Source organism: Streptomyces sp. NPDC107517 (assembly GCF_055582645.1).
This window is the reverse complement of record NZ_JBVJPM010000067.1, coordinates 1-16,172: the sequence shown is the minus strand read 5'-3', so window position 1 is coordinate 16,172 and position 16,172 is coordinate 1. Positions and strand designations below refer to the sequence as shown.

Annotated in this window: 13 protein-coding genes and 1 pseudogene; 7 read left to right on the top strand and 7 right to left on the bottom strand. The window is 67.5% G+C overall.

Annotated features, from left to right (window positions below):
• Positions 1 to 178: 178 nt before the first annotated feature.
• Entirely contained in the window at positions 179 to 568 is a 390-nt protein-coding gene (locus ACZ67T_RS45285) for a hypothetical protein (protein WP_469992791.1), read from the bottom strand.
• Between the two features lie 171 nt (positions 569 to 739).
• Here ACZ67T_RS45285 and ACZ67T_RS45280 point away from each other — a divergent pair, with 171 nt between their 5' ends.
• Complete coding sequence (locus ACZ67T_RS45280; RefSeq protein ID WP_227298472.1) at positions 740 to 1,102, top strand: hypothetical protein; 363 nt, start codon at positions 740 to 742, stop codon at positions 1,100 to 1,102.
• 300 nt (positions 1,103 to 1,402) lie between these two features.
• Here ACZ67T_RS45280 and ACZ67T_RS45275 read toward each other — a convergent pair whose 3' ends face one another.
• On the bottom strand, positions 1,403 to 2,512 hold the full coding sequence (locus ACZ67T_RS45275; protein ID WP_469992793.1) for a glycerate kinase: 1,110 nt from the start codon (positions 2,510 to 2,512) through the stop codon (positions 1,403 to 1,405).
• A 491-nt stretch (positions 2,513 to 3,003) separates the two neighbouring features.
• On the bottom strand, positions 3,004 to 3,933 hold the full coding sequence (gene kce / locus ACZ67T_RS45270; RefSeq protein ID WP_469992789.1) for a 3,5-dioxohexanoate:acetyl-CoA acetone transferase: 930 nt from the start codon (positions 3,931 to 3,933) through the stop codon (positions 3,004 to 3,006).
• A 366-nt stretch (positions 3,934 to 4,299) separates the two neighbouring features.
• Between kce and ACZ67T_RS45265 the strand changes: the two genes are divergently transcribed.
• From ACZ67T_RS45265 to ACZ67T_RS45245, 5 genes are all read left to right on the top strand, one after another.
• Positions 4,300 to 5,556: an MFS transporter gene (locus ACZ67T_RS45265; RefSeq protein ID WP_469992788.1), complete on the top strand. Its 1,257-nt coding sequence runs from the start codon at positions 4,300 to 4,302 to the stop codon at positions 5,554 to 5,556.
• Positions 5,557 to 5,564: 8 nt separating this feature from the next.
• Positions 5,565 to 6,584: a ketopantoate reductase family protein gene (locus tag ACZ67T_RS45260; RefSeq protein WP_469992786.1), complete on the top strand. Its 1,020-nt coding sequence runs from the start codon at positions 5,565 to 5,567 to the stop codon at positions 6,582 to 6,584.
• A gap of 94 nt (positions 6,585 to 6,678) precedes the next feature.
• Complete coding sequence (locus ACZ67T_RS45255; RefSeq protein ID WP_469992784.1) at positions 6,679 to 7,458, top strand: CoA transferase subunit A; 780 nt, start codon at positions 6,679 to 6,681, stop codon at positions 7,456 to 7,458.
• 60 nt (positions 7,459 to 7,518) lie between these two features.
• Positions 7,519 to 8,211 carry a 3-oxoacid CoA-transferase subunit B gene (locus ACZ67T_RS45250; protein ID WP_469992783.1) on the top strand — a complete coding sequence of 231 codons (693 nt, stop codon included), beginning with the start codon at positions 7,519 to 7,521 and terminating at the stop codon, positions 8,209 to 8,211.
• 128 nt (positions 8,212 to 8,339) lie between these two features.
• Positions 8,340 to 9,431, top strand: a complete 1,092-nt coding sequence (locus ACZ67T_RS45245; RefSeq protein ID WP_469992782.1) for a LacI family DNA-binding transcriptional regulator — start codon at positions 8,340 to 8,342, stop codon at positions 9,429 to 9,431.
• A 20-nt stretch (positions 9,432 to 9,451) separates the two neighbouring features.
• Here ACZ67T_RS45245 and ACZ67T_RS45240 read toward each other — a convergent pair whose 3' ends face one another.
• From ACZ67T_RS45240 to ACZ67T_RS45225, 4 genes are all read right to left on the bottom strand, one after another.
• Positions 9,452 to 10,654 (bottom strand): acetyl-CoA C-acetyltransferase, encoded by a 1,203-nt coding sequence (locus ACZ67T_RS45240; protein WP_469992781.1) that lies wholly within the window; start codon positions 10,652 to 10,654, stop codon positions 9,452 to 9,454.
• Positions 10,655 to 11,056: 402 nt separating this feature from the next.
• Positions 11,057 to 12,445 (bottom strand): MFS transporter, encoded by a 1,389-nt coding sequence (locus tag ACZ67T_RS45235; RefSeq protein WP_469992780.1) that lies wholly within the window; start codon positions 12,443 to 12,445, stop codon positions 11,057 to 11,059.
• The gene (locus tag ACZ67T_RS45230; RefSeq protein ID WP_469992779.1) at positions 12,442 to 13,347 is read right to left on the bottom strand and encodes an SMP-30/gluconolactonase/LRE family protein; all 906 of its coding nucleotides are present in this window, start codon (positions 13,345 to 13,347) and stop codon (positions 12,442 to 12,444) included. The genes ACZ67T_RS45235 and ACZ67T_RS45230 overlap by 4 nt, the downstream gene beginning before the upstream one ends.
• Before the next feature lie 62 nt (positions 13,348 to 13,409).
• Positions 13,410 to 14,300 (bottom strand): integrase catalytic domain-containing protein, encoded by an 891-nt coding sequence (locus ACZ67T_RS45225; RefSeq protein ID WP_469992777.1) that lies wholly within the window; start codon positions 14,298 to 14,300, stop codon positions 13,410 to 13,412.
• A gap of 231 nt (positions 14,301 to 14,531) precedes the next feature.
• Here ACZ67T_RS45225 and ACZ67T_RS45220 point away from each other — a divergent pair.
• A pseudogene (locus ACZ67T_RS45220) lies at positions 14,532 to 15,907 on the top strand (IS1380 family transposase).
• The last annotated feature ends 265 nt before the right edge of the window (positions 15,908 to 16,172 follow it).

The window sequence follows — 16,172 nt, the reverse complement described above, 5'->3', positions numbered from 1 at the left end:
CGTGAGACCGCCCCCGCACGATCGAAGTCCCGCTACACTCCCGCCACCCGGCGAAAAGACCAGGTCAGACAGCGAAATCCTGCTGGAGTACTAGGGCGCGAACCGTACCCGGTCTCTCTGCAGTTGGCGCTCAAGGACCGCGAGTTGGTGGCGGAGCACGAGGAGCTCGGCGTCGTTGTCACATTCGCTCGTCGGCAGCAGTCGGAGCGCGGTGAAGGCATTCGTCATCGAGAGTTAGGCAGACGCAGCAGCACAGCCGATCATGATGCCGTAGGCCGTCAGCATCACCGTGACCAGGGTTCTCGGCAGGTGCAGCGTCGCGAACAGGTAGAGCATCAAAGCCGGCCTCATCTTCCACAACCTTCGCCATACCCAGAAGACTTGGCTCATCGACGACAACATCCCCGAAGTAGCCCAGGCCCGCCGCCTGGGCCACATCCTCAAAGGCATTGCCGACGTCTACGCCCACGTCGCCGACAGCGTCCTCGCGGCTCTGGAAGCCCGCTGGCAACGCTCCCTCACCCACCACGCCTTGGCGCCCGCCGCGGCTGCTCAAGATGCGCTGCAATGAGCCAGGGGAGCGGGAGCGAGGGGCGGGGTACCAGTTCGGATGACATCATGCACCTGACGTGGTCATATAAATCGCTCCCTGGGTGATCATCGTCGAGGAGGCTGTATCCGCATGAATTGGCATGTGAGTTAGGGCGATCATGGGAAAAATGTGGTCAAGGCCTGTCTGATGACCGCTTCCGTTGTCCTGCTGCTCGCTCCCGCCTCCTCGGCGTCGGTACCGATGAGTGGGGACGACACCGACGGGTCGGTATCGATCTACGTCGAAGGTAAGGGACTGCACGTCGACCGCATCACTGTGTCGTCCGACAAACAGCGCAACGGTGAGAAGTTCCGCGTGTACAAGCACACGGGTAGCTCGGCGAGCAGTTCTAACGTGACCCGCTGGAAGCTGGCCAAATTCACCAGCGCCGGCATGACAAAGTTCGCCTCGGCCTCCTGGAAGATCAACCGGAAGTTCCCGAACGGGACGTGGCTGTGCGCCGTGGCCACCAAGTCGTCGGGGAACCCCTGCCTCAAGGTCCACCGCTAACCGGTGCAACCGCTCCTGAACGGGGATGAGCCCCAGGCGGCCCGGACGGATGCGATCCGCCCGGGCCGCCCCAGGCAGGCCAGACACCGACGCCACAGTATGCCGCTGCGCCACCGGCTGACGGACTCGAGGTTCTCGCACGAATGGAGGTTCCGGTGGGCTGCCGGGCTCTCCATGACGAGATCGACCTACGCTTCGTTGCAGCCCCAGAGTCGCCCCGCCCCTGAAGACGGAGGCGGCACGTCTGTTGCGGGCCTTGCTGCGGTCGAACCGCCAGGTGTATTGCGACAACCCGGCCCGTCACGCCTCGGTGCGTGCAAGTTTGTGCTCAGCCAGTTTGGATGCCGCCGCGGACAGCCACCGCTCAGGCGCCGACATCGCCGCGTCCCGCGACCCGGCGATGTCGGTCAACGACACGCTGGTGACGAATCGGTCGGTTGCCCCTTGGACGTCCCCTGCGACCAGAGCCGTGGGGACGTGTTGGCGATCCGCGAGGTCCAGGACGAAGGAGGGAACCTTGCCGGCTGTTGATTGCGCGTCGAAGCGGCCCTCGCCAGTGATCACCAGGTCAGCAGAGCGAACGGCCTCCGTCAGCCCGCTGGCCCGGGCGACCGCTGCGGCTCCTTCGACGAGTTGCCCGCCCCACAGAAGCAGCCCGAAAGCCGTCCCACCGGCCGCACCGGCACCGGGTACGTCAGCAAGATGGCGGGTGGCAGGGCGTGCTCTCGCGGCAACGTCAGTGAAGACTCCCAGTGCCCGCTCAAGGTCCAGGACCTCTTCCGGAGAGGCTCCCTTCTGCGGGCCGAACACGTGCGCAGCCCCGAGGCCTCCGAGGAGCGGGTTGGTGACGTCGCAGAGGACCTCGACCCCGCCGGGAGGGGCCGGCCGCATCAGATCCATCCGCATTTCGGAGCAGCCGGCGAGAGCGCCTCCGCCGAAGGCGAGTTCGTGCCCCGACGCGTCGGTCAGCTGCGCGCCGAGTTCACGAAGGGCTCCGGTGCCTCCGTCGGTCGAGCAACTTCCTCCCAGCGCGAGCACCAGACCGTTCACGCCGGCTTCGAGGGCGGCACGGATCGCCTGGCCGAAGCCGCGGGTGTGCGCAGACAGCGGCGCGAGCTGTTCGATGAGGCCGATGCCGCTGGTAGCCGCGAGTTCGACGACGCCGCGGCCGTCGGGCAGGAGCAGCCACTCCGTATGCACCTCACGGTCGTCGGGTCCCTGGACGGTGACCGGGCGGCGCTCCGCCCGCAGGTCCGTGGCGGCCAGCGCATCGAGGGTTCCTTCACCGCCGTCGGCCATCGGAGAGACAATAATGGTGTCTTCGGGGCTGACCCGGCGCCACGTCGCACTCATGGCTTCGGCTGCGGTGCGCGCATCGACCGATCCCTTGAAGGAGTCGGGCGCGAACACCACACGGCGCCCTCTTCCGCGAAGCCTGCCGAGGCCGTCGGTGGCGGACGCCGTCCTTGATTGTGGGCTGGGCATGGCAGTTCTCCTGATAGGCGGTTGGTGAGAGCCGAAACAGCAGGGACCGCACAGCTCGGGTGGTCCTTGACCGACTCTGTGCGGTGTCCTGTGGGCGTCAGTCCTCGTGCGCGCGCCGCGGTGCCCGAGTCCGGCTCGCAGGGCAGGGCGGGGCAGGGCCAGGAGCCTGGGCCGGCTTTCAGATCGTGCCGTCCTCGACGACCAGGTGGTTCAGCAGTTCCGGAGTGCCGATCCGTTCGCCATGAGCGGCATGCAGGGGAGTGAGATCCGAGGATCAGTTCCACGCTGGGCATATACGGGGCGGGAGCCATCCAGGACATGTGAACGTTCGGGCCGTGCCTCTGCCTATGTACTCGCCGCCGAAGACGGTGGCCTCACCATGCGGCGTCCATCAGAGGCATGCGTGAGGAGTCCCGTCAGAAGCCCACGTTCTCGCGGCCCTTGAGGCCCAGCATCTGACGTGCCTCGTCCGGCGTGGCGACCTCCAGGTTCAACGCTTCAAGGATGGTCCTGATCCGAGTGACCTGGGCTGCATTGGTCTCGGCCAGCTGACCGGGGCCGATCCACAGGGAGTCCTCAAGGCCGACTCGGACGTGGGAGCCCATGGCAGCGCCCATGGTGGCGAGCGGCATCTGATTGCGTCCGGCGCCGAGGATCGACCACTCGTATCCGTCGCCGAAGAGCCGGTCGGCTGTGCGGCGCATGTGCATCAGGTCCTCCGGGTGGGCGCCGATGCCGCCCAGGAGCCCGAAGACCGACTGCACGAAGAGTGGGCCGTCGGTGAGACCGCGGGTGCGGAAGTGGGAGAGGTTGTTGAGGTGCGAGATGTCGTAGCACTCGAACTCGAAGCGAGTGCCGTTTGCCCGCCCGCCCGCGAGGATGGACTCGATGTCGGCGAAGGTGTTCTTGAAGACGAGATCCCGGCTCTTCTCCAGTCCCTCGCGCTCCCAGTCGTGCTCGAACTCTTGGAACCGGTCCAGCATTGGATAGAGTCCGAAGTTCATCGACCCCATGTTCAGTGAGGCCAGCTCGGGCTTGAACTCCATGGCCGGGCGCATCCGCTCCTCGACGGACATGTGCGGGGAGCCTCCGGTCGTCAGGTTCACGACGGCGTCGGTGTTGCGCTTGAGGCTGTCCAGGATCGGCGCGAAGTGCTCGGGGTCCTGAGACGGGCGGCCGTCACGGGGATCGCGGGCGTGCATGTGCACCACAGCCGCCCCGGCCTCGGCGGCGCCGATCGCCGCCTCTGCGATCTCCTCGGGGGAGACCGGGAGGTACTTCGACATGGACGGCGTGTGGATCGCGCCGGTCACGGCGCTCGTGATGATGACCTTGCGGCTCGGCATCGTCGGCCCTCTCTGATCGTTCGACCGGCGCGTCGTTTCCACTTGCGGTGACGTGTCCGGCATCCATCGGCAGGCTCAGGATGGAGAGGGGGGCAAGCCGTAAGCAACGTTAAGGACACAAGCACCCGGACCTTGTGGCTTATCGTTGCTTAACGTTTCGCGTCACGCATACCTTCGCGCTGACAGCGGGCCGACAGCCGTCCTGAGCGCTCGGCTCCCTCCGGCTGCGGCGTCCGTCGCAGGCTCCGGCCGAATCCGTATCCCGCGAGAAGGAGCGTCATGACACCGCCGTCATCAACGCCCGGTAGTGAAGCAACCGTCGGCCATGGGAAGACAGCCGAAGACGCTCGGGAAACACGGCTCATCATGCGCAAGCTGATGCCGTTGCTGATCGCCGCGTACATCATCTCGTTCGTCGACCGCACCAATATCGGTCTGGCCAAGGAAGGCTTGGAGGCCGATCTGGGCATTTCGGCGGCCGCGTTCGGACTCGGCGCCGGGCTGTTCTTCGTCGCCTACGCGTTGTGCGAAGTGCCCAGCAATCTGATCATGCACAGGATCGGGGCACGGTTCTGGATCACCCGCATCATGCTGACCTGGGGCCTGCTGTCCTCGGCGATGGCATTGGTCCAGGGCGAGAAGTCCTTCTACGTCCTGCGGGTGCTGCTCGGCGTCGCCGAGGCGGGGCTGTTCCCCGGTCTGCTGCTGTATCTGACCTACTGGTTCACCCGCAGGCAGCGGGTCGCCGCGATGGGTCTGTTCCTGGTGGCCGTGCCCGTGGCCAACATCATCGGCGCGCCGCTGGGCGGCGCGCTCCTCGAACTGGACGGTGTCGGCGGGCTCGCCGGCTGGCAGTGGATGTTCGCCCTGGAGGGACTGCCGGCCATTGTCTTCGCCTTCGTCGTCTGGCGGTATCTGCCCGACGGCCCACGTGACGCCAAGTGGCTGACCACTGCTCAGGCCGACCGGCTGGTGAAGCGCATGGCCGCCGAGCAGGAGGCGGGCGCTGCCGAGTCCGGCACGCACTCCTTCGCCGGCGTGCTGAAGGACAAGTACATCGTCCTGGCGATCGCCGTCTACTTCTGCCACCAGATCGCGGTCTACAGCCTGACCTACTTCCTGCCCACCATCATCGGCACCTGGGGACACCTCAGCAGCTTCCAGACTGGCCTGGTCACCGCGCTGCCCTGGGTGTTCGCCGTGGCGGGCGCGGTGTTCCTGCCGCGGTACGCCACCACGGCGAGCCGCTCGCGGACGATGCTCGTGGCCGGACTGACCGTCATGACCGCAGGACTGGTGATCGCCGCGCTCGCATCGCCTGTCGTCGCCCTGGTCGGGTTCTGCCTGACCGCGTGCTGCTTCTTCGTCGTCCAGCCGATCATCTTCGCCGTCCCGTCTTCCCGGCTCAGCGGCGCCACTCTCGCCGGCGGCATCGCCCTGCTGAACACCCTGGGCATTCTGGGCGGCTTCGTCGGTCCGTATGTGATGGGCCTGCTGGAGCAGGCGACGGGCGACCCGCTGTCCGGGCTGTGGTTCGTCGCCGCGCTGGTCGCCGTAGGTGCTCTGGCCGGGCTCTTTTTCCCCAAGAACGACGCGTCCGTGGCACGCACGGCGCAGAAATGAGTACTGCGATGAGCCCCCGCATTCTGATCGTCGGCGCCGGTGCCATCGGCGGTGTCACTGCCGCGCGCATGGCGCATGCCGGCCATGATGTCGCCGTCCTCGACGCCAACGCGGCACACGTCGCACGCATGCGGCAGACCGGCCTGAAGGTGGACGCCCCGGGAGGGCAGTTCACCGTTGTCCTGGACGCCTACGAGTCGCCCGACGCGATCAACGGCCGCTTCGACTACGCGCTGCTGATGCTGAAGTCGACCGCCCTGGAGCCCGCGTTGGCCTCCCTGCTGATTCGTGAACTCGCCGATACGTACGTGGTGTTCGGTAACGGCCTGGTCCAGGACGTCGTCGAGGAGATGGTCGGACGCGACCGCATGCTCGTGGGCATCACCGAGTGGGGCGCGACCAACCGCGGCCCCGGTCACGTGGAACAGACCACGGTCGCGCCCTTCATCATCGGAGAACCGGACGGCGAGTCCACCGGCCGGGCGAACGACCTCGTGGGCCCGCTCTCCGCCGTCGCCGAGGTCCAGGTGTCCGACTCAGTGCAGGACACCGTCTGGACCAAGCTGCTGCTCAACAGCACCTTCTCCGGCCTGGGAGCCGTCGCGGGATGGACCTACCGGGAGGTGGCCGACGACCCGCAGGGCCTGGCCACCGCGCTGCGGCTGTGGACCGAGGCGTACGACGTCGCCCTCGCGCGCGGCGCGCGGCTGCAGTCGCTTCTGGGCGTCGACCCGAAGCAGTTGGTGGTACGCAGCGCCGCCGACCATGCCGCCGCGTCGGCAGGCGTCGACGCCGTGATGAAGCATCTCGGGGCCACCAAGGCCTCGATGCTGCAGGACCTGGAACGCGGGGCACGCACCGAGGCAGGTGTCATCAACGGAGGCGTGGTCGCCACCGGTGAGAGCCTCGGCGTTCCGACACCGGGCCACCGCGCGGTCGTGGAGTGGATACGCCGCTGTGAGCAGGGAACGGATCAGCCCGGCCGCGCCGGCCTGGCACACGTCGCCGCGAGCGTCGGCGTGGCGTGAGCGCCCTGTCGTGCGCTTCGCTCACGCGAGCGGACCGACAACACCCCAACACGCACTCACAGAGACAGAACTCAGGACTCAGGAGGAGTCACCGGTGGACAAGGTAGTCACAAGCGCCGCCGAGGCGGTGGCGGACATCGAGTCCGGAACCACCCTGGCCGTCGGAGGTTTCGGACTGTGCGGCATTCCCGCGGTCCTGCTCCAGGCGTTGCTCCAACAGGGGGCCGACCGGCTCGAGGCCGTCTCGAACAACGCCGGCGTCGACGACTGGGGACTGGGGCTGCTGCTCGGCGCCGGACGGCTGCGCAGGATGGTCGCGTCCTACGTGGGGGAGAACAAGGAGTTCGCCCGCCAGTACCTCGCCGGAGAGCTCGAGGTCGAGCTGACGCCGCAGGGCACGCTCGCCGAACGCATGCGGGCCGGAGGGTCGGGAATCCCCGCGTTCTTCACCGCGACCGGCGTCGGCACCCAGATCGCGGAGGGCGGCCTGCCCTGGCTCTATGCCGCGGACGGATCCGTGGCCAAGGCCAGCCCGGCCAAGCGAGTTGAAACCTTCCCGACGCCCGAAGGCCCCAAGGAATTCGTCCTGGAGCACGCGATCGTCGCCGACCACGCCCTCGTACGCGCCTGGAAGGGCGACCGGCACGGCAACCTCGTCTACCGGTACGCCGCACAGAACTTCAACCCCGTGGCCGCGATGTGCGGCCGCACCACCATCGCCGAGGTGGAACACCTCGTCGAGCCCGGCGAGATCGACCCCAGTGAGGTCCACACCCCGGGCGTGTATGTGCACCGCGTGGTGGCCCTCGCTGGGGACCAGGCGGCTCGCAAGCGGATCGAGAAGCGAACGGTGGCCCAGCCGGCGATGGCCTGAGCCCCCGGCACGACACCAGGCGATACCAAGAAGCACGATGACCGACACCAGGGAGACGACATGAGCTGGACGCGCGAGGACATGGCGGCCCGAGCAGCCGCGGAGCTGACCGACGGGTCGTATGTGAACCTCGGCATCGGGCTGCCCACCTTGGTGCCCAACTACGTCCCCGCCGACGTCGAGTTGGTGCTGCAGTCCGAGAACGGCGTCCTCGGCATGGGCGCCTACCCGCTCGACGCCGACGTCGACGCGGACCTGATCAACGCCGGCAAGGAGACCATCACCCTTCGCCCCGGGGCCTCCCTCTTCGACTCGGCGACCTCGTTCGGAATGATCAGGGGAGGCAAGATCGACGCGGCAGTCCTCGGCGCCATGCAGGTCTCCTCGGACGGTGACATCGCGAACTGGATGATCCCCGGCAAGATGGTCAAGGGGATGGGCGGCGCGATGGACCTCGTGCACGGTGCGAAGAAGGTCATCGTGCTCATGGAGCACACGGCGCGCGACGGGTCCCCCAAGATCCTGCGTGAGTGCTCCCTGCCGCTGACCGGCAAGCGCGTGGTCCAGCGGATCATCACCAACCTGGCCGTCATCGACGTCGTCGACCGCGCCACCGGGCGACTCGCCGTGCCGGGCAGTCTCGACGAGCGCGAACTGCGGCTCGTAGAGCTGGCTCCTGGTGTCTCGACGGACGAGGTCCTGGCGGCGACCGAGGCCCCGCTGACCGTCGCCCTTCCCACGCCTGCCGCCTGAGCCCGATTGCCAGTCGGGGCCGGGCGGCGCCCCGCGACAAAAGGCCACAAGGCTCGGCGGGTGTCCCGGAAGAGGCCACCCGCCGAGCCTTGTGGCAGGGCGGCGCGACCGCGAAGGAGAATGTCCCCATGAGCAGTGAACGCCCGGTGCGCAAGCACGGAATCCGCGGAATGAGGGTGTCGGCCGCCGATGTCGCACGGGCCGTGGGGGTGTCACCGGCGACCGTCTCGTACGTTCTCAACGACCGCCCGGGGGTGTCGCGGGACATGCGCGACAAGGTGCTGAGCACCGCGCGAGAGCTCGGCTATCCGCTGCAGGCCCATCAGCGGAACAAGGGGCGCGAGCGCACCCGGGTGATCGGGCTGATCCTCCAGGACATCGCCAATCCCTTCTACACCGAGGTCTCGGCGGGCGTGATCGACGCGGCTCGGGCACGTGACTACGAGGTCTTCCTGGCCCATACCCAGGAAAGCGGCGAAATGCTGGACAAGGTCGTCGACACAATGATCACTCGCCGTGTCGACGGCATCGTCATCACGGTTCTGCATCCGGAGGACGGTGAGGTCGTACGGCGTCTTCGCGGTGCGGGTGTTCCGTTCATCCAGTTCTCCCGCCGGATCCCGGACCTCCGCGCAGATTTCGTCGGCATTGACGACGGCGCCGTCGCCTCCGACATCCTGCGTCATATCGTCGAGGATCACGGCCACACCGACGTGGCGGTCATCACCGGGCCGCCGAACTCGTCCGCATCGTCGACCAGGGCGGCGAGTTTCGTCAGGACGGCGCAGACGATCGGTCTGTCGCTCCCGCCGCACCGCCGCTTCAACGCCTACCTGACCGCAGAGGGCGGACACACGGTCGTGCAGCGGCTCATGGCGCGGGAAGACCTCCCGCGTGCGATCGTCTGCGGCTCCGACGCCATTGCCTCCGGGGTGATCGGCGCGCTGAGGAGCCAAGGGCTCAGGGTTCCCGACGACGTGGCGGTGACCGGAGTCGACGGCGTGTTTCCTGCGGCCTCCATGCTGGCCGAACTGACCACGATCAGTGTGCCGCGCCGGCGGATGGCCGAGCTGTCGGTCGAGCAGCTGATCAGGCGCGTCGACGGTGTCGGAGGACCGCCACAGGTGCTCATCCAGCCGCACCGGCTGCGGATCGGGACCTCCTGCGGGTGCCGTCCGGAAGCTCTGGTCTCGTGGACACGCACCGCTCAGGAGGGCTGAGTTCCCGGTCGGCGAACCGGTCAGGCAGAGGGAACCCGCACCACGAGTGCGTCACCCTGCCCGCCACCGCCACCGCCACCGCCACACAGCCCGGCGGCACCTGTGCCGCCGCCACGCCGGGCCAGCTCCATCGTCAGATGCAGCACGACCCGCGCTCCGCTCATGCCGATCGGGTGGCCGAGTGCGATGGCACCGCCGTTGACGTTGACGATGCCGGGGTCCACACCGAGGTCCCGGACCGAAGCGAGAGCGACCGCCGCGAACGCCTCGTTGATCTCGACGAGACCGAGTTCCGACGGGTCGAGGCCAGCCTTCGTACAGGCCGCCCTGATGGCGTTCGCCGGTTGGAGCTGCAGCGAGGAGTCCGGCCCTGCGACGTTCCCGTGGCTGACGATCTCGGCCAACCAGGGCAGACCGAGTGCCTCGGCCTTCGCCCGGCTCATCACGACCAGGGCGCATGCGCCGTCCGAGATCTGGCTCGCAGTCCCGGCCGTGATGGTGCCCTCCCGCCCGAAGGCCGGCTTGAGTCGGGCGAGGCTTTCCGCGGTGGTGTCGGCCCGGACGCCCTCGTCGCGTTCGACGACGAGCGGCCCGCCACGCCGCTGCGGGACCTCGACGGCTGCGATCTCCGCGTCGAAGAGACCGTTCTTCTGCGCGGCCGCGGCACGCTGGTGCGACAGCGCGGCGAACGCGTCCTGCTCGGCGCGGGAGATGTGATGCGCCGAGGCGTTCACCGACTCGGTCAGATCGCCCATCGCCTGGTCGGTGATGGCGTCCCACAGGCCGTCGTGCACCATGTGATCGAGCAGCGACGTGTTCCCGTACTTGAAGCCGGCGCGCGCCCCCGGCAGCAAGTGCGGCGCCTGAGACATCGACTCCTGACTACCGGCGACCATGGTGTCGGCCTCGCCGGAACGGATCAGTTGATCGGCCAGAGCGATGGCGCTCAGCCCCGACAGACACACCTTGTTGACCGTCAGCGCGGGAACCGACAAGGGAATGCCGCCTGCAACGGCCGCCTGGCGGGCGGGAATCTGCCCGGCGCCGGCGGTCAGGACCTGCCCCATGATGGTGTCGTCGACTTGGTCACCCGGCACCCCCGCCCGGTCCAGTGCGGATGCGATCGCCACGCCTCCGAGGTCCGAAGCCGAGACGGACTTGAGGGCTCCTTGCAGTCGGCCGATGGCGGTGCGGGCGCCGGCCACGATCACGGATGAGGCCATGGAGTTCCTCCGGTGCGGGGTGGTGCGGCGAGCCCGCACCAGGACTGCGTGACCGTAACGACACCTCGTGGGGGTAAGAAACCTTAAGCGGTTGTGGGCCCTGCGCCTCGTGGAGCTTCGACGCGGCATGCGCGGCTCGCATGCCGCGGATCTTGGGCACAGCGCGAGCGGATGCGGACGTGATCGCGTCCAGCACTCGCAGCTTCGTCTTCTTCGCGGCATGCGCCCAACTCGGGCCGCTCGGCCGCCGGGACATCCTTGGGGTCGAGCTGCTTGAGAGTGCTGATCACGAAGGCCGGGCGGAGGGGCGGGAGGCCGCCCTGTAACGCGGATCGCAACGAAGTGAACGCGGCGGGTCCCGGGATCTTCGCCTCTTGCGAGGCGAGTGTGACGCGCCGGAAATCATGTGCGCGCGCCCTGGGTCTCCGAGTGGGTCACGACAGCATCTCGAGGCGCCGGGGCCTGACGTGCGAAGCATTGGAGGAGGGCCCCCACCGCGGCGCAGACGGCCATCAGCAGGAAGCTGACGGTGTAGCCGGTGGGAGAACTCCAGCCGCCGCCCAGGGAGATGACGCTGCCCATCGCCACGGGCGCGATTCCGCCACCGATGAACATCGCCGTCGTGACGATGCCATTGGCGGTGGAGGTGGCGCCCGCCGGGGCGACGTCAGAGACGGCGGCGTAGTAGATGGGCCAGACCGAGTTGGCCACCAGGCCGAAGGCGAGCTGGATGATGACCACGAGCAGCGACGACGTGGCGAAGTACAGGCAGGCGACGGACACGGCCATCCACCCTCCGCACACCATGATCGTCAGGCGGCGCCCGATGATGTCGGAGAGCGTGGGCCACAGCACTTGCCCCAGGATGCCGGTGACGGTGAAGACCACGCTGAGGCCGGCCGAGGCGGCGAGCGACAGACCGAGCACATGGTGCAGGTAGGCGGGCAGGACCACGTTGATGCCCATGTAGACGACCTGGGTCAGCAGCGTGGTGGCGGCGACCAGGCTGATGTTGCGATGGCGCAAGCACTCGACGAGCAGCTTCTTGCCGGAGGGCGCGGAGCCCGTCCGTACGGAATCCGCTTCAGGGGGCGTCAAGCCGTTCGCGGCAATGTCGGAGTAGAGAACGTCGATCTTGTCCGCGGTCGAGTAACGCCCCCAGAAGAGCATGAGCGGAATGGCGATGACGAGGCCGAGGAACAAGGTGTACGACCAGTCGTCCGGCCCCAGAACGGAGAGGGTGCCCGCCGCCACGAGACCGCTGAGCAGCGACCCCACGGGGTATCCGGTGTGGTGGGCCCCCAGCGCGAAGCCCCGACGTTCCCGCGGCCACCACTCGGCGGTGTTGCTGACGCCGACGGGTTCCCCCCACCCTGTACCGAGGTTCACACCGACACGCGCCGCCACGAAGCCGACCAGGCTTGAACTCACGAACTTCAGGCCCGAGATGAAGGAGAGCGCGGCATAGCCGATCACCAATGGCGTTTGGAAGCGCGCGCGGCGGTGGCCGCTGCCGACCCTGTCGCTCAACATCGAGCCCGGGATGGGCAGGACGGCCAGCGACAGCATCACAAGGGAGGCGATCTCTCCCCATGCACCCGGCGAGAGATGGAATTCCTGGGAGATCGTGGGGCCGAGCCGGAGGATGATCTCCCGGTCGTAGGCGTTGAGAACCCAAATCAGCCAACAGACACCCAGAGATACCCATGAGTACTTGTGGGTGGTCTTGAAAAGTGAACCAAGGGACGGTTGTTGCACGCCGGCGCTCCTCACGCGGGGTGGCGCCGTCATGCCTGTGCGCCGAGGTGGTGGCCGAATCGGTTCTCGGGTACGCCTCGTACGCCCAGCCCTTCGATGGCGAACAGCGATCCGCGTGCCTGCCCGTCGCCGGGGAAGCGCGGCAGCGGCGGCTTGGCCATGGAGGTGACGTACAGCGTGCTCAGATCCGGTCCGCCGAACATGACGCTGGTCGCCTTGAGAACAGGGAAGTCGATCACGCGGTCGACGGCGCCGTCCGGTGCGTAGCGGATGATCTTCCCGCCATAGACCAGGGCCTGCCACAGGCAGCCTTCGGCATCGACGGTCGCTCCGTCCGCGGCCCCTCCGGTGCTGGTGTCGACCTTGGCGAAGCTCCTGCGGTTGGTGGCGGCGCCGGTTTCCTGGTCGTAGTCGTAACGCCAGACCTCACTGGTCCAGGTGTCCGCGAAGTAGAAAGCCGACCCGTCGGGACTCCAACAGGGGCCGTTGGAGACCGTGATGCCCTCGTCGAGGACCGTCAGTCGGCCGCTTTCCTCGTAGCTGTACAGCCGGCCGCTCGGTGAGGCCTCCAGGGTGTCCATCGACCCGAAGACGAACCGGCCCGCCTTGTCGACCTTGCCGTCGTTCAGACGGTTGTGCGGCAGGTCGGGCTCCGGGTCGACCAGTCGGTCGAGCTGCCCAGTGCGCAGATCGAGGAACGCAAGTCCGCTCTGCAGGGCGACGATCGCGCGCTCGCCATCTCGGCACAGCGCCAGGGAACCGATCTTTTCCCCGACCTCCCATGCGCGGATTCGCGACCCGTCCGCTCTGGCCCGGAAGATCCTCCCGTCGGCGCTGTCGATCCAATACAGAAGCTGTTGCTCGGTATCCCACAAAGGGCCCTCGCCGAGAGTGGTCTTCACATCGGCGATCACGTCGATGGTGTAGTCGGGCATCGTCTGGACCTCCTCCAAATCAGGTCCAGAAGGTAGGCCGTGACCACAACCAGTAAGCAAGGTTAAGTTCTCGGCGTGCGCTTGCCGAAGACGAGCATCCGGTCGGTAACCTCCGAGCGGACGGTGAGCACGAACCTCTCCGCGTACGTATTCGCCCGTGGACTACGTGGAGGGATCTTCACCACAGCGATGCCCGCGTCCGCCAGGACAGCGTCGAACGACGCACTGAACTGACCTGCCCGATCCCGCACGAGAAGCGTGAACTTGGACGCCCGGTCGCCGAGGTCGGCCATGAGATTCCGGGCCTGTTGCGTGGTCCACGGCCCGTCCGGATGTCTGGTCACGCCAAGGGTATGCACGTAGCGGCTGCCGACTTCCATTGCGAAGAACACATACTGCCGTCGCAGGGTGATCGCGCAGTCGACGTGAAAGAAGTCGACGGCGAGCATGGTCGAGGCCTGAGTGCGCGGGAACTGCCGCCACGTGGTGTCGGTCTGTCGCTGGGGTGCCGGGGGTATCTTCCGGCGCCTCAGGACCCTGCGGACGTGGTGGCCGAGCTTGAGCAGCTCGCCCTGGATGCGCTGGTATCCCCACGACGCGTTCTCCAGGGCGAGCTGCTCAATGAGCGTGGCGATCGCCTGGTCGATCTGTGGGCGGCCCGTGTGGTTCGGGTACGTCCACTTTTTCGTCACCAGTCGGCGGTGCCAACGCAGCATCGTGTCAGGGGTGACCAGGCGGTGCCGTCGCAGTTGCCGGGGCAGCTGTCGGACCAGAGCTGCGAGGTACGCGCGGTTGGCCCAGTCGAAGCGCGGCTTGGGGTTCGCGCGGCGCAGCACAGCGACCTCATGACGTAGGACCAGCAGCTCGACGTCCTTGGACGCTGAGGAACGGGTGAGCAATGCGAACCAGCCGAGCAGCCGGCTGAAGATCAGATAGAGCAGACGTAGCGACACCCCGAGATCATTCCCTGGACGTAGTGCTCCACCCATCGCCACTGGTCATAGAGCCAGGCCGAGTTCTGGAACCTGACAGGCTTCACTTGGCCCCTGCTGCGGGGGCTAACCTCGCGCTTTCATGAGGGTGGCCGTCCAAGGCTTGGTCGAGAACGCGAAAAGTGCCTCTGACCTGCAACGATGGGACTTGTCTAGGGTCCTGTTAGCTGCGAGGAAAGAAGCACTTCTCAGGTGAAGAAGCGTATCGGTTCATACCCACGTGTCCACGTCGGGGGCGGTGGCCGGAAGGTGGTCTCGCAAGCGGGCGGCGTCCTGCTGGTGGAGACGGTCCGCAAGGCCGGCCTGGACACTGCGATATCGACGGCGCTGGCCCCGTGGCGCAAGGCGCGGGCGGTGCACGATCCGGGAAAGATCCTGCTGGATGTCGCCCTGGCGGTCGCGCTCGGCGGTGACTGCCTGGCAGACGTGGCCATGTTGCGGGCCGAGCCGGCCGTGTTCGGGCCGGTGGCCTCCGACCCCACCGTCTCCCGCTTGATCGACGCCCTCGCATCGGCCGGGCCGAAGCCCCTGGCGGCGATCCGAACGGCACGAGCGCAAGTACGCGAGCGGGTCTGGAAGTTGGCCGGGGCGGCGGCTCCGGACATGGGCGGGCAGGTGACCGTGGACATCGACGGAGTGCTCGTGCTGGCGCACTCCGAGAAACAGGATGCCGCCGCGACCTGGAAGAAGACCTTCGGGCACCACCCGCTGATGGCCTTCGTCGACCACGAAAGCGGTGGCAGCGGGGAACCCGTCGCCGGACTGCTGCGGCCCGGGAACGCAGGCAGCAATACCGCCGCCGATCACATAGAGACCGCCGGACTCGCCCTGGCCCAGCTGCCAAAGAAGTACCGGCGCGGACGCCAGACGCTGATCCGCACCGATTCCGGCGGTGGCACCCACGAGTTCGTGGCCTGGCTCGCCCAGCGCGGCCGGTGGCTGTCCTACTCGGTCGGGATGACCATCACTGACGCCATCCACCAGGCCGTTCTACGAGTTCCCACCTCGGCCTGGACCGTGGCCGTCGAGTCGGACGGTGAGATCCGCGAAGGCGCCTGGGTCGCCGAGGTTGACGGCGACTGCCTCAAGAGCTGGCCGAAGGGAATGCGGCTGATCGTCCGCAAGGAACGTCCGCACCCCGGCGCCCAGTTGCGCCTCACAGACGCCGACGGCCTGCGGCTGACCTGCTCGCCACCAACACCACGAGCACTCCCATCGCCCAGCTGGAGCTGCGGCACCGCCGCCGGGCCCGCGCCGAGGACCGCATCCGCAACGCTCGCGCCACCGGCCTGCGCAACCTACCCCTGCACGACACCGCACAGAACCAGATCTGGCTGGAGATCATCCAACTCGCTCTGGACCTGCTGGCCTGGATGTCCATGCTCGCCCTGACCGGCAAAGCCCGCAGGTGGGAGCCCCGCCGACTGCGGCTGCGGCTGTTCTCCGCCGCCGCCCAGCTCGTCACCACCGGCCGGCGCCGATGCCTCAGATTCTCCCGACACTGGCCCTGGACCAACGTCATCACCGACGCGATCCAGCGGCTCGAAACCCTCCCGAACCCCGGCTGACCAGCAGATCCATCCGCCCCGACGAACCTGAACCACCCCACCGGAGACGTGGAACCCGGCGCACACCCGACGCGATAGCCGGGCCTCCGTCACGCCCGAAGAACGCCGCCGAACGCAAACAGGCCGCCAGCAAGAGCTGACGGCCAATCACGAAAGATCGAGGCTAATAGCAATACCGGTAACTTAGTGCTTTGGTGGGCGTTTGACCCGTTTGGGTTTGGTGGCGCCAACGAGAGTGATGGCCGCGGTAGTTGGGTGGTCTGCA